Raw genomic sequence first — 17705 nt, forward strand, 5'->3', positions numbered from 1 at the left:
ATGAATTACCTAGACAGCTTATATTGGATACACGAAAGAAATAAGTTTGGTATCAAACCAGGCACAAAACGCATGGAGTGGATGCTAGAACGCCTAGGTCATCCAGAACAAAACATTAAAGGCATCCATGTCGGCGGAACAAATGGCAAAGGTTCTACAGTCGCATATCTACGTGCTGCACTTGTCGAGAATGGTTATGATGTCGGTACATTTACTTCACCCTATATTGAAACGTTCAATGAGAGAATCAGCTTAAACGGGATGCCAGTCAGCTATGATGTTATCGTTGACCTGGTTGCTCGTGTGAAGCCGATAAGTGAAGAGATGGAAGCGGAAACTGAATATGGAACAGCAACTGAATTTGAAATTATAACAACGATGATGTTCTTATACTTCGGCGCGATCCGACCTGTAGACTTTGTGATTGTTGAAGCAGGACTTGGTATTAAAAATGATTCGACAAATGTATTTTCACCTATTTTGACAATTCTAACGAGCATTGGTTTAGATCATACAGATTTATTAGGTTCAACTTATTTGGATATTGCTAAAGATAAAGGTGATATTATTAAAGCGGATACGCCGTTTGTTTATTCTGTTAAAGAAGATGGTGCTTTAAAATACTTAAGTGAATATGCAGAAAAACAACAAGCGCCTGCTTATGAGTTGGATAAAGATATTTCTGTTGTTTCAGAAGAAGATGAATTTACGTATCGCTTTAAAGATTATGAATTAGAAAACATAGCGTTGCATATGCTTGGCGAACATCAAAAAGAAAATGCAGCTTTAGCGATTACAGCGTTAATTGTGATGTTTGAAGCGGGACAAATTCAGTTAGACTTCAATAAAATGATTAAAGCTATGGAAGAAGTCAGCTGGACAGGGCGTATTGAAGAAGTTAAAGAAAAACCGCTTATGATTATTGATGGCGCTCATAACAATGAAAGCATCGATGCATTAGTGAGTACAATTCAAAATTATTATCATAAAGATAAGGTTGATATTTTGTTCTCAGCTGTAAGCGGCAAACCAATTCATCATATGTTAGAAGATTTAGGACAAATTGCAGATCATGTTTATATCACAGACTTTGATTTCTATCGTGCGAAGCCAAAAGAAGAAATCGCAAATGAAGCAGAACATTTTGATCCAATTTTAATTGATGACTATGTAGACTTTGTAGAGAATTATGAAGGCGATACATTGGTTATTACTGGCAGCTTATACTTCATCAGTGAAGTGAAAGCAAAAGTGAACTTTGAAGCTTAATGGCTTTAATTAAATATTAAATACTAAACTCCTTTTGAGATGACGTTTATTCACGGCCATTTCAGAAGGAGTTTTTAATGTTTTCTGCATGTAAAAATGACAATTATATATGGTGTTTGTTCGTAAAAAATTAAAATAAAATATTTTATACATACTATTTGAAAATGACCTTCCTAGCACGTATAATAACGTTGATATTTCAGAAAGTAGGTGAAGCTTCTGCACGTTATTGTAGCTGTCCTAATCACTTCAGTGCTTGAAAGTTTTTTGTATCAACTGTGTTTTGTTAAAACATTAAACTTCAGTTATATGAAACAACGTTCAAAATGTGAAACGTGTCATCATGATTTAAAATGGTATGATTTAGTTCCGATTATTAGTTTTGTGATATTAAAAGGCCGATGTCGATATTGTAGACATAAGCTTTCTAAATTACATGTTATTGGTGAATTATGTGCGTTATTGCCAATCGGTTTGCTTGTTTTCAATGTAATTTACCCATCTTCTGCATTATTTCTTGCTTTATATTTATTTCTGCTCGTTGCTGCACTGTATGATATGCATACACATACGATTCCCGTCCACTTTGATTTAATTTTTATTATAGTTGTCATAGCCTTAGCGCCAAAGGTGTTTATAACGCAAATTGGTATTGTAATTTTGCTTCACATTTTATTTATACTTGCACCTCATGCGATAGGGTACGGAGACATTTTAATTTTCACTTTACTCAGTCTCGTCTTTCCTTATTTATTTTTCCTCATGATATTCTGTATGACTTTTATTATTGGTGGTTTATTTATGATAATGTTTCGTTTGTTCACGAAGCGTAGAATATTAGAAGTGCCACTTATCCCCTTTATTTTTATCAGCTTTTTAACTATTTCTATCTTTTATCCTAACTTATTATTTATACTTCACTTTTATTAAACGGAGGTTTCATTTTGAATATAAAACACTTACCTGATTGTGATAAACCTAGAGAGAAGCTTATAGCTAAAGGAGCGCAACACTTATCTGAGTCCGAGTTGCTTGCCATATTGATTAATACTGGCAGAAAAGGGCGGTCTAGTGTCGAAGTTGCGCAAGATTTATTAAATTTAACAACGAAGCTTAAAGATTTAAAACTATTGTCTTTAAATGACTTGATGGATGTGAAAGGTATCGGTATGTATAAAGCGGTGATTTTAAAGGCAGCGTTTGAACTAGGTGAACGTATGAATGCGCCGGATCAAAAAGAGAAAGTAAAAATTAATTCACCCCAAGATGCGGCGGATTATTTTTTATCGAGGATGATGCATTTAACACATGAACAGTTTGAGGTATTATTTTTGAACTCAAAGAATATTGTAATTCGTCATGAAGTCATCTTTGTAGGAACTTTGAATTCTTCTGTGGTGCATCCTAGAGAGGTATTTAAAGCAGCTATTAAGTGGTCGAGCAATGCGATTATTGTGGTACATAATCATCCGTCTGGTGATGTGACACCTTCAAAAGAAGATATTCATACAACAAAACGATTGCAAGAGTGTGGCAGAGTGCTTGGCATTGAATTGCTTGATCATATAATTATTGGAGATGCGAAGTATTTGAGTTTGGTTGAAGCGGGGTATTTTGATGATTAAAAAACCGATAACACGACATGAAGGTGTTATCGGAATGTAGTAAATATGCTTTGATTTAAAATGGATGCATTTGAAAATAGTTCAGAATCCACATAATCCCTTGATAAGCTAAATAAATAATTAAAGCGAAAATCGCAATTTTTATGATAAAACGTAGTAATGAAACACCTACTCTGAAGAGTAGACCAATCAATAATACGAGTAAAATAATTGTTAAAATTGACATGGCTGCAACTCCTTTACATATAGTGTAACTGAAATGTATTGTGGATGCATCGGTCTTGGGATTTAAATCAAGTGTCGTTCTCTAGTCTGATGAAAATTCTCGTAAAAAAGCGTACAATGAAATCATTAAGAATGGGACGGTGTGAGGATGCGTTTTCTATTTAACATCATTAAAAATATTATAGCAGTCGGATGCATCATTGTAATTGTCTTTTTTGCGTTGAAATATGCACCGTTTTTAAAAGAACAAGAATGGAATCCAATCAGCAATAAAACTACCTATTCATCTTATCAAGGCGGTAATGTACCAATTGAAGATTTCAAACCTGGCCAATGTTATGTTGTAGAAAAAAATGATATTTTGAATAATATGCCCGCAAGTCAGACTAAGAACATCTTTAACATGTTGAATAAAGAAGAGTTTATGGATGTCAGCGGATTAAGCAGAATGGGCTATAATGAAAATTATTTAATTGGACAACGTGGCAATCAGTTTATCATGTACAAATTTGGTTCTGATGAATTACGTATTTATGCAACGGAAATTGAACTGCATCAAGACTTACAAGCGATGCAGCAAAATATACAAATGCACCCTGTAGCTTATTTTAAATAAATCGAGTTGTTTCTATAGTGCATTATCTTGAAAATAATACAGTCTTACGTTACCCTTGTGTTGAATCATTGATAGAGAGGTTTGGTGTTCTTTAATGAGTAAACAAACAAATGGAAAAAACGCTGCTGAACAATCAAAAGCGCAAAAGCTGTTTGAGAACTGGAGAAAAGAAGAAACCCTGTATAAAGAAGATGAAAAAGAAGACAGCAACAAGAAATAATGATTCAGACTTAGATAGTGTATATGAACATTTACAGCTGATTTTTAATTAAAATAAAATGAAGATGTTTTTTGGGCATCAGCCGATTTCAAATGAATTGCTGATGCTCTTTTTTTAAGTATTTTTTGCCAGGTACAGTTGGCACTTTAACTAAGGTGTATAATAATATAAAATATAGTGAGATATGAAAAATTGAGTTAATAGAGGTGTTCAGGTTGTCCAAGTTTTTTAAAAATAACAAATTGATTGTTATTTTCTGTTCCCTGATTCTATTTATATCGTTAATAGGGTTATCGATCAGATCACATCACCAATCGCCTGTGGAACAATATGTCGGTGATACCGTGTCCGTTCCTCAACGCGTACTATCTTATCCATTACATATAGTAACAGGTTCAATTGACGGTTTATTCAATGGAAAAACATCAAAAGAGGATAAAAATAAAATCAAACAATTAGAGGCAGAAAATGAGAGATTGAAAGCGGAAAATGAAGGTTTTCGTAAAGAATTAGATATTAAAGACATCTCTAAATACGAACCTCTCAGCGCAACAGTAATTGCTAGAAATCCAGACCAATGGATGAATAAAGCGATTATTGATAAAGGGAAAAAAGCCGGAATCAAACAAAACCAAGCTGTTATTACAGCTGAAGGGTTAGTCGGCAGAGTTGTCAAAGTCAATCAGTTTTCTGCTCAAGTAGATTTGCTTTCAACTTCATCTCGTAATGGTAAACTTTCAGTTAATATTCAACATGATTCTAAAAAAATCTTCGGGTTGATTAACCATTATGATAGAAAAACAAATGAATTAGTTATCAGTGATATTGATAATAAGGATAAAATCGCAAAAGGCGATAAAGTTGTGACAAGTGGTTTAGCGAATCAAATACCAAGCAACTTATATATCGGTGAAGTTACTAAAGTAGAAAATGATCAATATGGGCTTTCAAAAGAAGTGAGAGTAAAAACAGCGGCAGATTTAAGTGACTTAGATCATGTTTATGTTGCACAACGCGATCCGAAAACACTTCCTGATGAAAGCGGTGATGAATAATGCGTGCGTTTTACTATTTTTTAATTGGGGCTGTATTGTTCTATCTTGATTCATTAATCGCTTTAGTGATACCGATGCAAATCGGTGGAAGAGGGATTATCTTCGTACCGCATTTATTGCTGATGTATTTGTTGATTATTACCATCTATAAAAAACCAAGTATCGCAGTTGTACTTGCGATAATTTTCGGATTAACTACTGATTTATATTATGGAACAATCTATGGTTTAAATACATTTGGTTATTTATTGTTTGTGATTTTGATGGATTTCTTTTTCAAAGTATACTATCGAGATCATACGATGGTATTCATTGGTGTTTGGCTGTTTACAATCATCTTTGAAATTTACCAAGCATTAATTTATGGTTTGTTAGGATTAATTAAATTTAATCTTTGGGACTTTTTATTATTCCGATTATTACCAACCGCTTTCGTAAATTTACTGTTATTGTTGATTGTTTTTAGCTTGATTAAAAAATTAATCAAAAAATTAGATTTGCCAATTGACAGGAAAGCCTAGGGATGGTAAGCTTTAGCAGTTGAGTAGTTTATAGCTACATACAACCGCTCAAATATAGGTTTAAGTATACCAAGTGTATCACCTATATATGGCGTGACTTATTTTATAGGAGGTGCAAAGTATGTTTGCTATTATCGAAACAGGCGGTAAACAAATTAAAGTAGAAAAAGGTCAAGAAATTTACGTTGAAAAATTAGATGTAAACGAAGGTGACACTTTCACTTTTGACAAAGTTTTATTTGTAGGTGGAGACGCAGTCAAAGTTGGTGCGCCAACAGTTGAAGGTGCGACAGTAACAGCTACAGTAAACAAACAAGGTCGCGGTAAGAAAATCACTGTATTTACTTACAAACGTCGTAAAGACTATAAACGTAAAAAAGGCCATCGTCAACCATACACTAAATTAACAATCGACGCAATCAACGCTTAATCATGATTAAGATAGACGTTTCGTTTAATGAAGAGGGTCAAGTAACAGATGTCATCATGGATGGTCATGCTGAACATGGCGAGTATGGTCATGATATTGTCTGTGCTGGCGCTTCAGCGGTTTTATTCGGAAGTGTCAATGCTATCCTCGGATTAACATCTGAAAGACCTGACATAGATTATGACGATGATGGAGGCTATTTCCATCTCAGAAGTGTAAACGTAAACGATGAACAAGCGCAATTGATTTTGCAAGCAATGCTCGTATCACTTCAAACTATTGAAGACGAGTACCACGATAATATAAAATTAAATTATAAGTGAGGTGTATCCAGATGTTAAAATTAAACTTACAATTCTTCGCATCGAAAAAAGGGGTAAGTTCTACTAAAAACGGACGTGACTCTGAATCTAAACGTCTTGGCGCTAAACGTGCTGACGGACAATTCGTAACAGGTGGATCAATTTTATTCCGTCAACGCGGAACTAAAATCTACCCTGGTGAAAATGTAGGTCGCGGCGGCGATGACACATTATTCGCTAAAATTGACGGCGTTGTTAAATTCGAACGCAAAGGCCGTAACAAAAAACAAGTTTCAGTATACGCTGCAGCTGAGTAATTTTTGTTGACGCAACACCAGAAGTTTAACTTCTGGTGTTTTATTTTTGTCTTTATTTCTAAGCGTACATAAAGAATGATATAATAATCTAGATATTGCATTAGAAAATATATATAAAAGAGGTGAGAAACATGTTTGTCGATCAAGTTAAAATATTATTAAAAGCAGGCGATGGCGGTAACGGTATCACTGCATATAGAAGAGAGAAATATGTTCCTTTCGGAGGCCCGGCAGGCGGAGACGGCGGTCGCGGTGCATCTATAGTTTTTGAAGTAGACGAAGGGTTACGTACATTACTCGATTTCAGATATCAACGCCAATTCAAAGCCAAACGTGGTGAAGGCGGCCAAAGTAGTAACATGCATGGTAAAAATGCGGAAGATTTAGTATTAAGAGTCCCACCAGGCACAATTATTAAAGCAGTTGAAACGGATGAAGTCATCGCTGACCTAGTAGAAAATGGACAACGTGCCGTTGTCGCTAAAGGTGGACGTGGCGGTCGAGGCAACTCTCGATTTGCAACACCAAGAAACCCAGCACCTGATTTCAGTGAAAATGGTGAACCTGGTGAAGAAATTGAAGTCACATTAGAATTAAAATTAATGGCAGATGTTGGCTTAGTTGGTTTCCCAAGTGTAGGTAAATCTACATTGCTTTCAACAGTCTCAAAAGCAAAGCCTAAAATCGGAGCATACCATTTCACAACGATTAAACCAAATTTAGGTGTTGTTTCAACACCTGACGGTCGTAGCTTTGTTATGGCTGATTTACCTGGATTAATTGAAGGTGCTTCAGAGGGTGTTGGTTTAGGACATCAATTCTTACGTCATGTCGAAAGAACTAAAGTCATTGTACATGTGATTGACATGAGTGGATCAGAAGGCAGAGATCCTTATGAAGATTACCAAACTATTAACAATGAATTGAAATCTTACGGTCAACGTTTAGAAGATCGTCCACAAATCATCGTCGCAAATAAAATGGACTTGCCAGACGCGCAAGATAATTTAGAACTCTTTAAGTCTGAAGTTGGTGACGATGTACAGATTATTCCAATTTCTGCTTATACACGAGAAAACCTTGATCAATTACTTTATGCGATTGCTGATAAACTAGAAGAGTATAAAGATGTTGATTTCTCTAAAGAAGATGATGAAGCATTAGGTGTGAACCGTGTATTATACAAACACACACCATCACAAGATGCATTCACAATTACACGTGATGATGATGCAGCATTTGTGGTCAGCGGTAAAGCAATTGAAAGAATGTTCCATATGACTGATTTCAATAGTGACCCGGCAGTTAGACGTTTTGCGCGTCAAATGCGTTCAATGGGTATTGATGATGCATTAAGAGAACGTGGTGCGAAAAATGGAGATATCGTAAGAATTTTAGGCGGAGAATTTGAATTCGTTGAATAGAGGTGTCTAAGTGAACGATAAACAAGTGAAAAAGTTCTATCTGATACGAGAAGATGTACTTCCAGAGTCTGTCATTAAAACATTGCAAATTAAAGATGCATTAAAAGAAAATCCGCATTTGTCTATTTATGAAGCAGTCAGACAATACGGTTTATCTCGTAGTGCCTTTTACAAGTATAAAGATACTATCTTTCCAATTGATGAAAAGGTAGAAGATACAAGAGAATTCACTATCATTCTTTATGTACATGATAAGGTTGGTATGCTTGCACAAGTTCTTAATACGATTTCTCAAATTCACATGTCTGTTTTAACGATTCATCAAAGTATTCCGATGGAAGATAAAGCAACAATCACATTGTCTTTAAATACTGCAGGCAGTCAGACTTCGATTGAAGATGTGATTTTTGCATTACGAAACATTGAAAATGTTTATAAAGTAGAAATAATCAGTATGTCAATGTAAGGAAGTGACGGCGTGTACGCATATATTAAAGGTCAATTAACACAATTGTTCCCAACACACGTGGTGGTGGAAACGAATGGTGTCGGTTATGAAATCCAAACACCGAACTCTTATCGTTTTCAATCTTCATTTCAACAAGAAGTAGTAATTTACACGTCTTTAGTTGTTAGAGAAGATGCACAGTTGTTGTATGGTTTTATATCAGAAGAAGAAAAAGAAATGTTTTTAAGCTTGAATAAAGTGACAGGTATTGGTCCAAAATCGGCATTGGCAATTTTAGCTGCAAGTACGCCTAATGAAGTGAAAATCGGTATAGAAAATGAAAATGAAGCGTATTTAACAAAATTCCCAGGTATCGGTAAGAAGACCGCACGTCAAATCATCTTAGATTTAAAAGGTAAAGTTCAAATCACAGATGAAAGTGCAGATACTTTATTACAGCAACCTGATACAACTGTATCCGGCAATTCACCAGTCCTAGAAGAAGCCTTGCTTGCATTAGAAGCATTAGGTTATTCTAAGCGTGAATTGAAAAAAGTTGAAAAGAAATTGAGTACAGAGCAGTTTGAATCTGTGGATGAAGCGGTTAAAGCAGGTTTGAAAATATTAGTTTCTTAAAAATAAGTCAAAAGGAGGGGACACAATGGATGACAGAATGGTAGATCAAACGGTCCATGATGATGAATATTCTTTTGAATTATCATTGAGACCACATTTACTAAGACAATATATCGGTCAAGCATCAATTAAAGCTAATTTAGAAGTCTTTATAAAAGCAGCAAAGATGCGTGAGGAGCCATTAGATCATGTTTTATTATTCGGCCCCCCTGGACTTGGTAAAACAACCTTGTCAAACATCATTGCGAATGAAATGGGTGTAAACATCAGAACAGTCACTGGACCAGCAATAGAACGACCTGGTGATTTAGCAGCAATCCTTTCAGGTTTGCAACCAGGTGATGTTTTGTTTATTGATGAAATTCATCGTTTAAGCAGTGTAGTTGAAGAGGTTTTATATCCTGCAATGGAAGATTTCTATTTAGATATCGTGATCGGCAAAGGAGAAGAAGCGCGCAGTATTCGTATTGATTTGCCTCCATTTACATTAGTAGGTGCAACGACAAGAGCCGGCAGCTTAACGGGCCCTTTACGTGATCGCTTTGGTGTTCATTTACGTTTGGAGTTTTATAACGAGGGTGAACTAGAAGATATTATTAAGCGAACTGCAGAAGTACTAGGTACAGAAATTGATGAAGAGAGTGCTGCAGAACTTGCGAAACGTAGTAGAGGTACACCACGTATTGCCAACCGTCTTCTTAAACGCGTTCGAGATTTCCAACAAGTCAATGAAGACGACAAAATATATATTGAAACAACAAAACGTGCATTACAACTTCTACAAGTGGATGATTATGGTTTAGATTACATCGACCATAAAATGATGCGCTGTATTATTAATCAATATAATGGGGGACCTGTCGGTTTAGACACAATCGCTGTTTCTATCGGTGAAGAACGCATTACAATCGAAGATGTCTATGAGCCTTTCTTAATTCAAAAAGGCTTTTTAGAACGCACACCGAGAGGAAGAAAAGCGACACCCCTAGCTTATGAACACTTTGGCACTGAACATGGAAAGAGGGACAATTTTGAATATTGAAGAGTTTGATTATCATTTACCGGAAGAACTAATCGCACAAACGCCGTTAAAAGATAGAGATACAAGTCGTTTATTAGTATTAAATAGAAAGAATGGCGACATTGAACATCGTCATTTTAAAGACATTATTGAATATTTTAATCCAGGTGACACGCTTGTCTTAAACGATACTAAAGTCATGCCTGCGCGCTTATTTGGTTTAAAAGAAGATACAAAAGCTAAAGTAGAAATGTTGATGCTGACACAAATCGAAGGTAATGATTGGGAAGTGTTATTGAAACCTGCAAAACGTATCAAAGTGGGTCAAAAATTATCATTTGGTGAAGGGAAAATCATCGCAGAATGTATTAAGGAATTAGAACAAGGCGGACGCATTATGCGTTTATATTACGAAGGTATTTTACAAGAACGTTTAGATGAATTAGGTGAAATGCCATTACCGCCTTACATCAAAGAACGTTTAGATGATCCAGATCGCTATCAAACAGTCTATGCGAAGGAAACAGGTTCTGCCGCTGCACCAACAGCCGGCTTACACTTTACAGATGAGCTGTTAGAACAATTAAAAGCGAAACAAGTGAACCTTGCATTTGTAACATTGCATGTCGGTTTAGGTACCTTCAGACCTGTCAGCGTTGATAATATAGATGATCATAAAATGCATAGTGAATATTATCAGATGTCTCAAGCTACAGCTGATTTGTTAAATGAAACAAAACAAAAAGGACATCGTATTATTTCAGTTGGTACCACATCAACAAGAACATTAGAAACGATTCGCAGAGACCATGACCAATTTACAGCACAAAGCGGATGGACGGATATCTTTATTTATCCAGGCTTTGAGTTTAAAGCTATTGATGCTTTAATTACGAACTTCCATCTACCGAAGTCCACACTTGTCATGTTAGTTTCAGCATTCAGTTCAAAACAATATATTTTAAATGCATACCAAACAGCTGTCGAAATGAAATATCGATTCTTCAGCTTTGGTGATGCAATGTTAATTATTTAAGGGAGTCGTGAAAAAGTTATGCCTGCAGTAACTTATGAACATATCAAAACATGTAAACAATCCGGTGCAAGGTTAGGAATCGTGCATACACCGCACGGTTCATTTGAAACACCTATGTTTATGCCAGTAGGAACACAAGCTACCGTTAAAACTATGAGTCCTGAAGAGCTAAGGGAAATTAATGCACAAATCATTTTAGGAAACACATACCATTTATGGTTGCAACCCGGCAATGACATTATTAAACGCGCGGGTGGTTTGCATAAATTTATGAATTGGAATGGCCCAATTCTGACTGATTCAGGTGGTTTCCAAGTATTCAGTTTAAGTAATTTACGTAAAATCACAGAAGAAGGTGTTCATTTCAGACATCATAAAAATGGTTCTAAATTATTCTTGAGTCCTGAGAAAGCGACAGAGATTCAAAATGATTTAGGTTCAGATATTATGATGGCATTTGATGAATGTCCGCCAATGCCTGCTGAATATAAATATGTCAAAGACTCTATCGAAAGAACAACAAGATGGGCAGAGCGTTGTCTGAAAGCACATAAACGACCAGAAGACCAAGCTTTATTCGGAATTATCCAAGGTGGAGAATATAAAGATTTACGTCAGCAAAGCGCTGAAGAATTAGTGAAGTTAGATTTTCCTGGCTATGCGATTGGCGGATTATCTGTGGGTGAACCTAAACCAGTCATGTATGACATGGTTGAATTTACTGAACAATTCATGCCTAAGGATAAACCACGTTATTTAATGGGTGTCGGCTCACCAGATGCTTTAATCGAATGTAGTATTCGTGGTATGGATATGTTTGATTGCGTATTACCAACACGTATAGCACGAAATGGTACATGTATGACTTCTAATGGTCGTGTGGTTATTAAAAATGCAAAATATGCAGACGATTTAAGTCCGCTTGATGAAAATTGTGATTGTTATACATGCCGTAACTATACAAAAGCTTACTTACGTCATTTAATAAAAGCAGAAGAAACTTTTGGTATACGCCTAACTACTTATCATAACTTATATTTTCTGTTAAAATTAATGGAGGATATCAGACAGGCCATTCGGGAGGATCGTCTTTTAGATTTTAAAGAGGAATTCTTTGAACAATATGGATTGAATGAAGAAAATCCTAAAAACTTTTAATTAAAGGAGTAATGTTTGTGAATTTAACCGGTCTTATTTTACCTATTGCATTATTAGCTTTAATGTGGTTCTTCATGATCAGACCACAACAAAAGCGTCAAAAGGAACACCGTGAAATGGTGAACCGTTTGGAATCAGGACAACACGTTACAACAATCGGCGGCATCAAAGGTGTCGTACGTGCAGTTGATGAAACAACAGTTGTCATTTCAGTTAACGACAAAGGCACTCAAATCACATTTGAAAAAGGTGCTGTAAAACAAGTTAATCCAGACTAATTAATGTTAGTATGACATAGTATAGGCAAGCGTAAGCGAATTACCTGTACATAGATTAACCCAATAAACATCCTAAAGCGATCCGATATAGATTGTTTTAGGATGTTTTAATTTTGTTTGAATTACTTTAAATGCATGAAAAGTTGTTTTAAATTAGTGTAGGAGCGTGTATAATTCAATATTGGAATACGATTTTATAAGGTTTTGCATAGTATTAACGTGATTTAATGTTGATTTTAATCAATTGTACACGCTATGCATCACACAAAGTATTGTTCGAATTTTTGAAAGCTGAGTAAGGATGTAGTAAGCTATATAGGTTCATTCAATTGAAGTGCAGTGTAAGAACAAACCGAAACGTTTGGTTTTAGCTTGCAGTTCATTTGAAAAATCAAGTATGCTATTTACATAAGTAAATAATGAGGTGTTCATGTGAAGAAAAACAGTAGAATAATTGCATTCTTGTTACTTGTTGTGTTGCTTTTTGCTGGCATGGCAGCAACTTACAAGAATGTAATTAAAGACGTTCGTTTAGGCTTGGACCTTCAAGGTGGATTTGAGGTACTTTACCAAGTTAATCCATTACAAAAGGGTGATAAGATAGACGATAAGGCTGTTCAAGCCACAGCCAAAACGTTAGAAAACAGGGTCAACGTCTTAGGGGTATCTGAACCTAAGATTACTGTTGAAGATAATAACCGTATTCGAGTACAACTTGCTGGTGTTAAAAACCAAAATGAAGCTCGAGACATTTTATCTTCACAAGCGAATTTAACGATTCGCGACTCAGACGATAACGTTAAATTAACAGGTAAGGATTTAGTTCAAGGTTCTGCAAAACAAGAGTTTAAGCAGAATACCAACCAACCGGCTGTTACTTTCAAATTGAAAGATAGTAAAAAATTCAAGAAAGTCACAGAAGAGATTTCAAAACGTAAAGAAAACGTGATGGTTGTTTGGTTAGACTACGAAAAAGGCGATAGTTACCAAAAAGAAAAAGAGAAAAAAGACCCGAAATATGTTTCAGCAGCGTCAGTTGATCAACCTATCAACTCTGACAGTGTAGAAATTTCTGGTGGATTTAATGGCGAAGAAGGCGTTCAAAAAGCAAAACAAATTGCTGACTTATTGAACTCTGGTTCTTTACCAGTACATCTTAAAGAAATTTACTCTAACTCTGTAGGTGCACAGTTCGGTCAAGATGCATTAGATAAAACAATCTTCGGTTCATTATTAGGTGTCGGAGTCATTTACTTATTTATGGTAGGATTCTACAGATTACCTGGTATTATTGCCGTAATTACATTAACAACATATATCTACTTAACTTTAGTAGCCTTCAACTTCATTCATGGTGTACTTACATTGCCAGGTTTAGCGGCACTGGTACTTGGTGTCGGTATGGCGGTTGATGCGAACATCATCATGTATGAACGGATTAAAGATGAGTTGAGAATCGGACGAACATTGAAACAAGCTTTCCACAAAGCGAATAAGAGTTCCTTTATTACGATTTTAGATGCGAACTTAACAACTGTCTTAGCGGCAGCTGTGTTATTCTTCTTTGGTGAAAGTGCGGTTAAAGGTTTCGCTACGATGTTATTACTCGCAATCTTAATGAGTTTCGTGACAGCAGTATTCTTAACACGTATCTTATTATCATTGTTAGTACAATCAAATTACTTCAAGAAAAGTTTCTGGTTATTTGGTATTAAGAAGAAAGATAGACATGATATCAATGAAGGTATTGATGTGTATCAATTAAAAACACCTTATGATCATTGGAACTTCATGAAACTTGCGAAACCATTATTCTGGTTCAGTGGTATTGTGATTGCTGCTGGTGTAGTGATTCTGTTTATATTCAAATTAAACTTAGGTATCGACTTTACAAGTGGTACACGTGTTGATATGAAAGCAGATCATAAGATTACACAAGAAGATGTTACAAAACAATTAGACAAAGCGCATATGAAGCCTGACCGTATTTCATTATCTGGTAATAACGATAGCGCTTCTGTTCAATTTAAAAATGATTTGAGCAAAGACGAAGTTGCTAAAGTTAAAAATGTGATGAAAAAAGAATTCGGTAATGAACCTACTGTTAACACAGTTTCACCGGTGATTGGTCAAGAAATTGCGAAAAACGCATTACTTTCATTGATTTACGCATCAATCGGTATGATTATATACATTTCATTACGATTCGAATGGCGAATGGGCTTATCATCTATCATCGCATTACTGCATGATGCCTTTATGATTGTTGCGGTATTCAGCTTGTTCAGAATTGAAGTAGATGTAACATTTATCGCAGCAGTTCTAACAATTATCGGTTACTCTATTAACGATACAATCGTTACGTTTGACCGTGTACGTGAGAACTTGCATAAAATCAGGGTGATTACTAAACCAGAACAGATTGACAAAATTGTAAACCGTTCAATCAGACAAACACTGACACGTTCAATCAACACTGTATTAACAGTTGTGATTGTTGTAGTCGCATTATTAATCTTCGGTGCATCAAGTATCTTCAACTTTGCACTTGCATTATTAATTGGTTTAGTTTCTGGTGTATTCTCATCTGTGTTCATCGCTGTACCTTTATGGGGCATGATGAAAAAACAACAGCTTAAAAAAGCACCAAATCATAAACTTGTCGTTTATCGTGAAAAACGTAAAAACGAAGATAAAATTCTGGTTTAATAGAACGAGAGTATTAACTCCTGGACTTTTTAGTCTGGGAGTTTTTTTATGATGTAAAACGCTATGTTTGGTAGAAGTTGCTTTTTATTTTATGAGTTCTTCTGTATAATGACATGTGGAAAAGAGGGAAGTCGTTATATGATTAAAGCTAAGTATAAATGGGATTTACAATCGAATATATCAGAAATCACATCAGATGACGCTAAAGCATTAAAGCTTACACCTATCGTACAAAAAATATTACAAAGCAAAGGTGTAATAGCGTCTTCTGAAATCAAACAATTACTAGAACCATCTCAAATTCAGCATGACCCTTATGCGTTAAGTGATATGAAGAAAACTATTGAACGTATCAATCAAGCACTTGATAAAAAAGAACGTATTTTAGTTTATGGAGATTATGATGCTGATGGGGTAACATCTACATCTATATTAGTCAGTGCATTAAGAGAACTTGGTGCAGAAGTCGGATGGTATATTCCAAATCGATTTACTGAAGGATATGGACCAAATGAAGCAGCCTTTAGAAATGCAGCGGATGAAGGTATCGATTTGATTATTACAGTTGATAATGGTATCCAAGGTCATCATGAAATGCTAGTGGCTAAAGAATTAGACATAGATGTGATTATTACAGATCACCATGAAATTGGTGAAACGTTACCGGAAGCTTATGCGATTGTGCATCCGATGCATCCAGATTTTGACTATCCATTTAAATACTTAAGCGGTGCAGGGGTCGCATTAAAAATTGCTCAAGCATTACTTGATCATCCTGCACCTGAATTTACAGCTTTGGCAGCCATCGGTACAGTTGCTGATTTGGTCTCATTAACAGACGAAAACCGAGCTATTGTACAACAAGGTATAAAGGTGATGAACAATCATCCATCAGTTGCCATCGAAGCGCTGCTAAGTCAAGCAGGGTATAACGACGCGATAAACGAAGAAACGATTGGTTTTATAATAGGACCGCGTTTGAATGCAGTAGGCCGTCTAGATGATGCAAGTTTAGCAGCGGAATTGTTAATGTGTGAAAGTGCGGAAGAAGCGGAATTCTTAGCTGAGCAAGTTGAACATTTTAATCAAGAACGAAAAGATATTGTTCAAGAGATTGCAGACGAAGCACTTGAAATGGCACAAGCGGAAGTAGAAGCTGGAAACCGCTTCTTAATCCTTGCCCAAGAAAATTGGCATGAAGGTGTTCTTGGCATCGTTGCCTCACGAATTGTTGAAACATATGGCTTGCCGACGATCATTCTAAATATTGATACTGCACAAGATTTTGCGAAAGGTTCTGCACGCAGTATTGAACAAGTTTCAATGTATGAGATGCTAGATAAAGAAAGACCATTGATTTCAAAATTCGGTGGGCATCATATGGCAGCGGGAATGACTTTACCAATTGAGAATATAGAAAAGCTTAAAACAGCGTTAAATGCTCATATGGCAGAACTCGCAAAACACGTAGATTTAACACCTAGGAAAAAAGTAGATTTAGTATTAAGCGAATCTGATATTACGGTTAAAAATATTTCAGATATTGAAAAGTTACGACCATTCGGTACAGACTTTACTAGTCCTGTGTTTGAATTAGATGGGATTCAAGTCAAACAATCTAAAGGGATTGGTCAAGAAGGCAAACATTTAAAAATGACACTAGGTGATTCTAAGTTACAAGCCCTTTATTGGCAAAATGGTGCATATGCACACCAACTAGAACCGAACGAGCCCTTAAATTTAATCGGGACTTTACAAATAAATGAATGGAATGGTAATCAATCGCCTCAATTCATGGTACAAGATATGGCTTCAGAACAGCTGCAAATTTTAGACTTCAGAGGCAAAGCACGTCAACATGAGATGCATGATAATGCATCGACTGCAGAAATTATCAATGCACAGGCTGAAAAAGCACATGAACATCAATATTTCTATGGAGATATAATTGAACAAGTTTATGACAGATATATCTTTAAAGAGTTACCATTGGATTTAGAAACCATGGCACAAACATTAAAGTCAATTCAAGCCAGTCAAATTATTTTAGAGTTGAACCATCAACACTCTATTTATTTTGACGGCATGCCGCAAATGAACCATTTTAAGGCGTGCTATAAAGCCTTATTTATGAAAGATGAAATCAACTTAGAACAAGATGGAATGCAGTTATGCAACTATTTAAAAATCAAACCGCCTTTATTGATATTTATGCTCAAAGTCTTTAATGAATTAGATTTTATTGAGAATAATCATGGTATAATTAAAGTGAATAAAAATGTAGATAAAAAGGACATTACTTCTAGTAAGCTTTATCAAGCAAGACTTAAACGGATAGATGTTGAGAAATTCTTGTTATATGATGACTTTTCAAAGGTGAAACTTTGGATTAAAGAACAGCTAGCTAAGTAATTA

The 17705-nt window shown here is 35.5% G+C and carries 20 protein-coding genes and 1 other annotated feature; of the genes, 19 read left to right on the forward strand and 1 reads right to left on the reverse strand.

What is annotated here, in order from left to right:
* The 3 genes from HMPREF3031_RS03130 to radC all read left to right on the forward strand — a co-directional run bounded on the left by HMPREF3031_RS03130 (window position 1) and on the right by radC (window position 2894).
* A complete protein-coding gene (locus HMPREF3031_RS03130) occupies window positions 1–1269 on the forward strand; it encodes a bifunctional folylpolyglutamate synthase/dihydrofolate synthase (RefSeq protein WP_070724593.1) in 1269 nt (422 codons plus the stop codon).
* Between the two features lie 252 nt (window positions 1270–1521).
* Window positions 1522–2199, forward strand: a complete 678-nt coding sequence (locus HMPREF3031_RS13865; RefSeq protein ID WP_180363463.1) for a prepilin peptidase — start codon at window positions 1522–1524, stop codon at window positions 2197–2199.
* A gap of 14 nt (window positions 2200–2213) precedes the next feature.
* On the forward strand, window positions 2214–2894 hold the full coding sequence (radC, locus tag HMPREF3031_RS03135) for a RadC family protein (protein WP_002481136.1): 681 nt from the start codon (window positions 2214–2216) through the stop codon (window positions 2892–2894).
* A gap of 55 nt (window positions 2895–2949) precedes the next feature.
* Here radC and HMPREF3031_RS13415 read toward each other — a convergent pair whose 3' ends face one another.
* Window positions 2950–3120 carry a hypothetical protein gene (locus HMPREF3031_RS13415; RefSeq protein ID WP_002481135.1) on the reverse strand — a complete coding sequence of 57 codons (171 nt, stop codon included), beginning with the start codon at window positions 3118–3120 and terminating at the stop codon, window positions 2950–2952.
* Between the two features lie 147 nt (window positions 3121–3267).
* Here HMPREF3031_RS13415 and HMPREF3031_RS03140 point away from each other — a divergent pair, with 147 nt between their 5' ends.
* The 16 genes from HMPREF3031_RS03140 to recJ all read left to right on the forward strand — a co-directional run bounded on the left by HMPREF3031_RS03140 (window position 3268) and on the right by recJ (window position 17702).
* On the forward strand, window positions 3268–3735 hold the full coding sequence (locus HMPREF3031_RS03140; protein WP_070724595.1) for a DUF4930 family protein: 468 nt from the start codon (window positions 3268–3270) through the stop codon (window positions 3733–3735).
* Window positions 3736–3829: 94 nt separating this feature from the next.
* The gene (locus tag HMPREF3031_RS13645) at window positions 3830–3955 is read left to right on the forward strand and encodes a hypothetical protein (RefSeq protein ID WP_002481133.1); all 126 of its coding nucleotides are present in this window, start codon (window positions 3830–3832) and stop codon (window positions 3953–3955) included.
* 215 nt (window positions 3956–4170) lie between these two features.
* Window positions 4171–5010, forward strand: a complete 840-nt coding sequence (gene mreC, locus HMPREF3031_RS03145; protein ID WP_002481132.1) for a rod shape-determining protein MreC — start codon at window positions 4171–4173, stop codon at window positions 5008–5010.
* Window positions 5010–5531 (forward strand): rod shape-determining protein MreD, encoded by a 522-nt coding sequence (gene mreD / locus HMPREF3031_RS03150; protein WP_002481131.1) that lies wholly within the window; start codon window positions 5010–5012, stop codon window positions 5529–5531. Before mreC ends, mreD begins: the two co-directional genes overlap by 1 nt.
* Before the next feature lie 32 nt (window positions 5532–5563).
* Window positions 5564–5640, forward strand: a sequence feature (ribosomal protein L21 leader region).
* A 12-nt stretch (window positions 5641–5652) separates the two neighbouring features.
* Window positions 5653–5961, forward strand: a complete 309-nt coding sequence (gene rplU, locus HMPREF3031_RS03155) for a 50S ribosomal protein L21 (RefSeq protein WP_002481130.1) — start codon at window positions 5653–5655, stop codon at window positions 5959–5961.
* Between the two features lie 2 nt (window positions 5962–5963).
* On the forward strand, window positions 5964–6284 hold the full coding sequence (locus HMPREF3031_RS03160; RefSeq protein WP_002481129.1) for a ribosomal-processing cysteine protease Prp: 321 nt from the start codon (window positions 5964–5966) through the stop codon (window positions 6282–6284).
* An 11-nt stretch (window positions 6285–6295) separates the two neighbouring features.
* A complete protein-coding gene (gene rpmA / locus HMPREF3031_RS03165; RefSeq protein ID WP_002481128.1) occupies window positions 6296–6580 on the forward strand; it encodes a 50S ribosomal protein L27 in 285 nt (94 codons plus the stop codon).
* A gap of 131 nt (window positions 6581–6711) precedes the next feature.
* A complete protein-coding gene (obgE, locus tag HMPREF3031_RS03170; RefSeq protein WP_002481127.1) occupies window positions 6712–8004 on the forward strand; it encodes a GTPase ObgE in 1293 nt (430 codons plus the stop codon).
* Between the two features lie 10 nt (window positions 8005–8014).
* A complete protein-coding gene (locus HMPREF3031_RS03175) occupies window positions 8015–8470 on the forward strand; it encodes an ACT domain-containing protein (RefSeq protein ID WP_002481126.1) in 456 nt (151 codons plus the stop codon).
* A gap of 12 nt (window positions 8471–8482) precedes the next feature.
* The gene (ruvA, locus tag HMPREF3031_RS03180; RefSeq protein WP_002481125.1) at window positions 8483–9088 is read left to right on the forward strand and encodes a Holliday junction branch migration protein RuvA; all 606 of its coding nucleotides are present in this window, start codon (window positions 8483–8485) and stop codon (window positions 9086–9088) included.
* Window positions 9089–9113: 25 nt separating this feature from the next.
* Window positions 9114–10130 (forward strand): Holliday junction branch migration DNA helicase RuvB, encoded by a 1017-nt coding sequence (gene ruvB / locus HMPREF3031_RS03185; protein ID WP_002481124.1) that lies wholly within the window; start codon window positions 9114–9116, stop codon window positions 10128–10130.
* Entirely contained in the window at window positions 10120–11145 is a 1026-nt protein-coding gene (gene queA / locus HMPREF3031_RS03190; protein ID WP_002481123.1) for a tRNA preQ1(34) S-adenosylmethionine ribosyltransferase-isomerase QueA, read from the forward strand. The genes ruvB and queA overlap by 11 nt, the downstream gene beginning before the upstream one ends.
* Before the next feature lie 18 nt (window positions 11146–11163).
* Window positions 11164–12303, forward strand: a complete 1140-nt coding sequence (tgt, locus tag HMPREF3031_RS03195; RefSeq protein WP_002481122.1) for a tRNA guanosine(34) transglycosylase Tgt — start codon at window positions 11164–11166, stop codon at window positions 12301–12303.
* Between the two features lie 17 nt (window positions 12304–12320).
* Window positions 12321–12581, forward strand: a complete 261-nt coding sequence (gene yajC / locus HMPREF3031_RS03200; RefSeq protein ID WP_002481121.1) for a preprotein translocase subunit YajC — start codon at window positions 12321–12323, stop codon at window positions 12579–12581.
* A gap of 432 nt (window positions 12582–13013) precedes the next feature.
* Window positions 13014–15290, forward strand: coding sequence for a protein translocase subunit SecDF (gene secDF / locus HMPREF3031_RS03205; RefSeq protein WP_002481120.1), 2277 nt, complete (start codon window positions 13014–13016; stop codon window positions 15288–15290).
* Window positions 15291–15428: 138 nt separating this feature from the next.
* Entirely contained in the window at window positions 15429–17702 is a 2274-nt protein-coding gene (recJ, locus tag HMPREF3031_RS03210; protein ID WP_037556412.1) for a single-stranded-DNA-specific exonuclease RecJ, read from the forward strand.
* The last annotated feature ends 3 nt before the right edge of the window (window positions 17703–17705 follow it).

Origin of the sequence: Staphylococcus sp. HMSC072B07 (assembly GCF_001815505.1) — a bacterium.
GTDB classification, from domain to species: domain Bacteria; phylum Bacillota; class Bacilli; order Staphylococcales; family Staphylococcaceae; genus Staphylococcus; species Staphylococcus simulans.

Excerpts from the sequence above, each read along its gene's own strand:
- HMPREF3031_RS13645 (WP_002481133.1), top strand. The coding sequence starts at position 3,830 with ATGAGTAAACAAACAAATGGAAAAAACGCTGCTGAACAATCAAAAGCG.
- obgE (WP_002481127.1), top strand. The coding sequence starts at position 6,712 with ATGTTTGTCGATCAAGTTAAAATATTATTAAAAGCAGGCGATGGCGGT.
- ruvB (WP_002481124.1), top strand. The coding sequence starts at position 9,114 with ATGGATGACAGAATGGTAGATCAAACGGTCCATGATGATGAATATTCT.
- HMPREF3031_RS13415 (WP_002481135.1), bottom strand. The coding sequence starts at position 3,120 with ATGTCAATTTTAACAATTATTTTACTCGTATTATTGATTGGTCTACTC.
- mreD (WP_002481131.1), top strand. The coding sequence starts at position 5,010 with ATGCGTGCGTTTTACTATTTTTTAATTGGGGCTGTATTGTTCTATCTT.
- HMPREF3031_RS03160 (WP_002481129.1), top strand. The coding sequence starts at position 5,964 with ATGATTAAGATAGACGTTTCGTTTAATGAAGAGGGTCAAGTAACAGAT.
- HMPREF3031_RS03130 (WP_070724593.1), top strand. The coding sequence starts at position 1 with ATGAATTACCTAGACAGCTTATATTGGATACACGAAAGAAATAAGTTT.
- rpmA (WP_002481128.1), top strand. The coding sequence starts at position 6,296 with ATGTTAAAATTAAACTTACAATTCTTCGCATCGAAAAAAGGGGTAAGT.
- recJ (WP_037556412.1), top strand. The coding sequence starts at position 15,429 with ATGATTAAAGCTAAGTATAAATGGGATTTACAATCGAATATATCAGAA.
- rplU (WP_002481130.1), top strand. The coding sequence starts at position 5,653 with ATGTTTGCTATTATCGAAACAGGCGGTAAACAAATTAAAGTAGAAAAA.
- HMPREF3031_RS03140 (WP_070724595.1), top strand. The coding sequence starts at position 3,268 with ATGCGTTTTCTATTTAACATCATTAAAAATATTATAGCAGTCGGATGC.
- tgt (WP_002481122.1), top strand. The coding sequence starts at position 11,164 with ATGCCTGCAGTAACTTATGAACATATCAAAACATGTAAACAATCCGGT.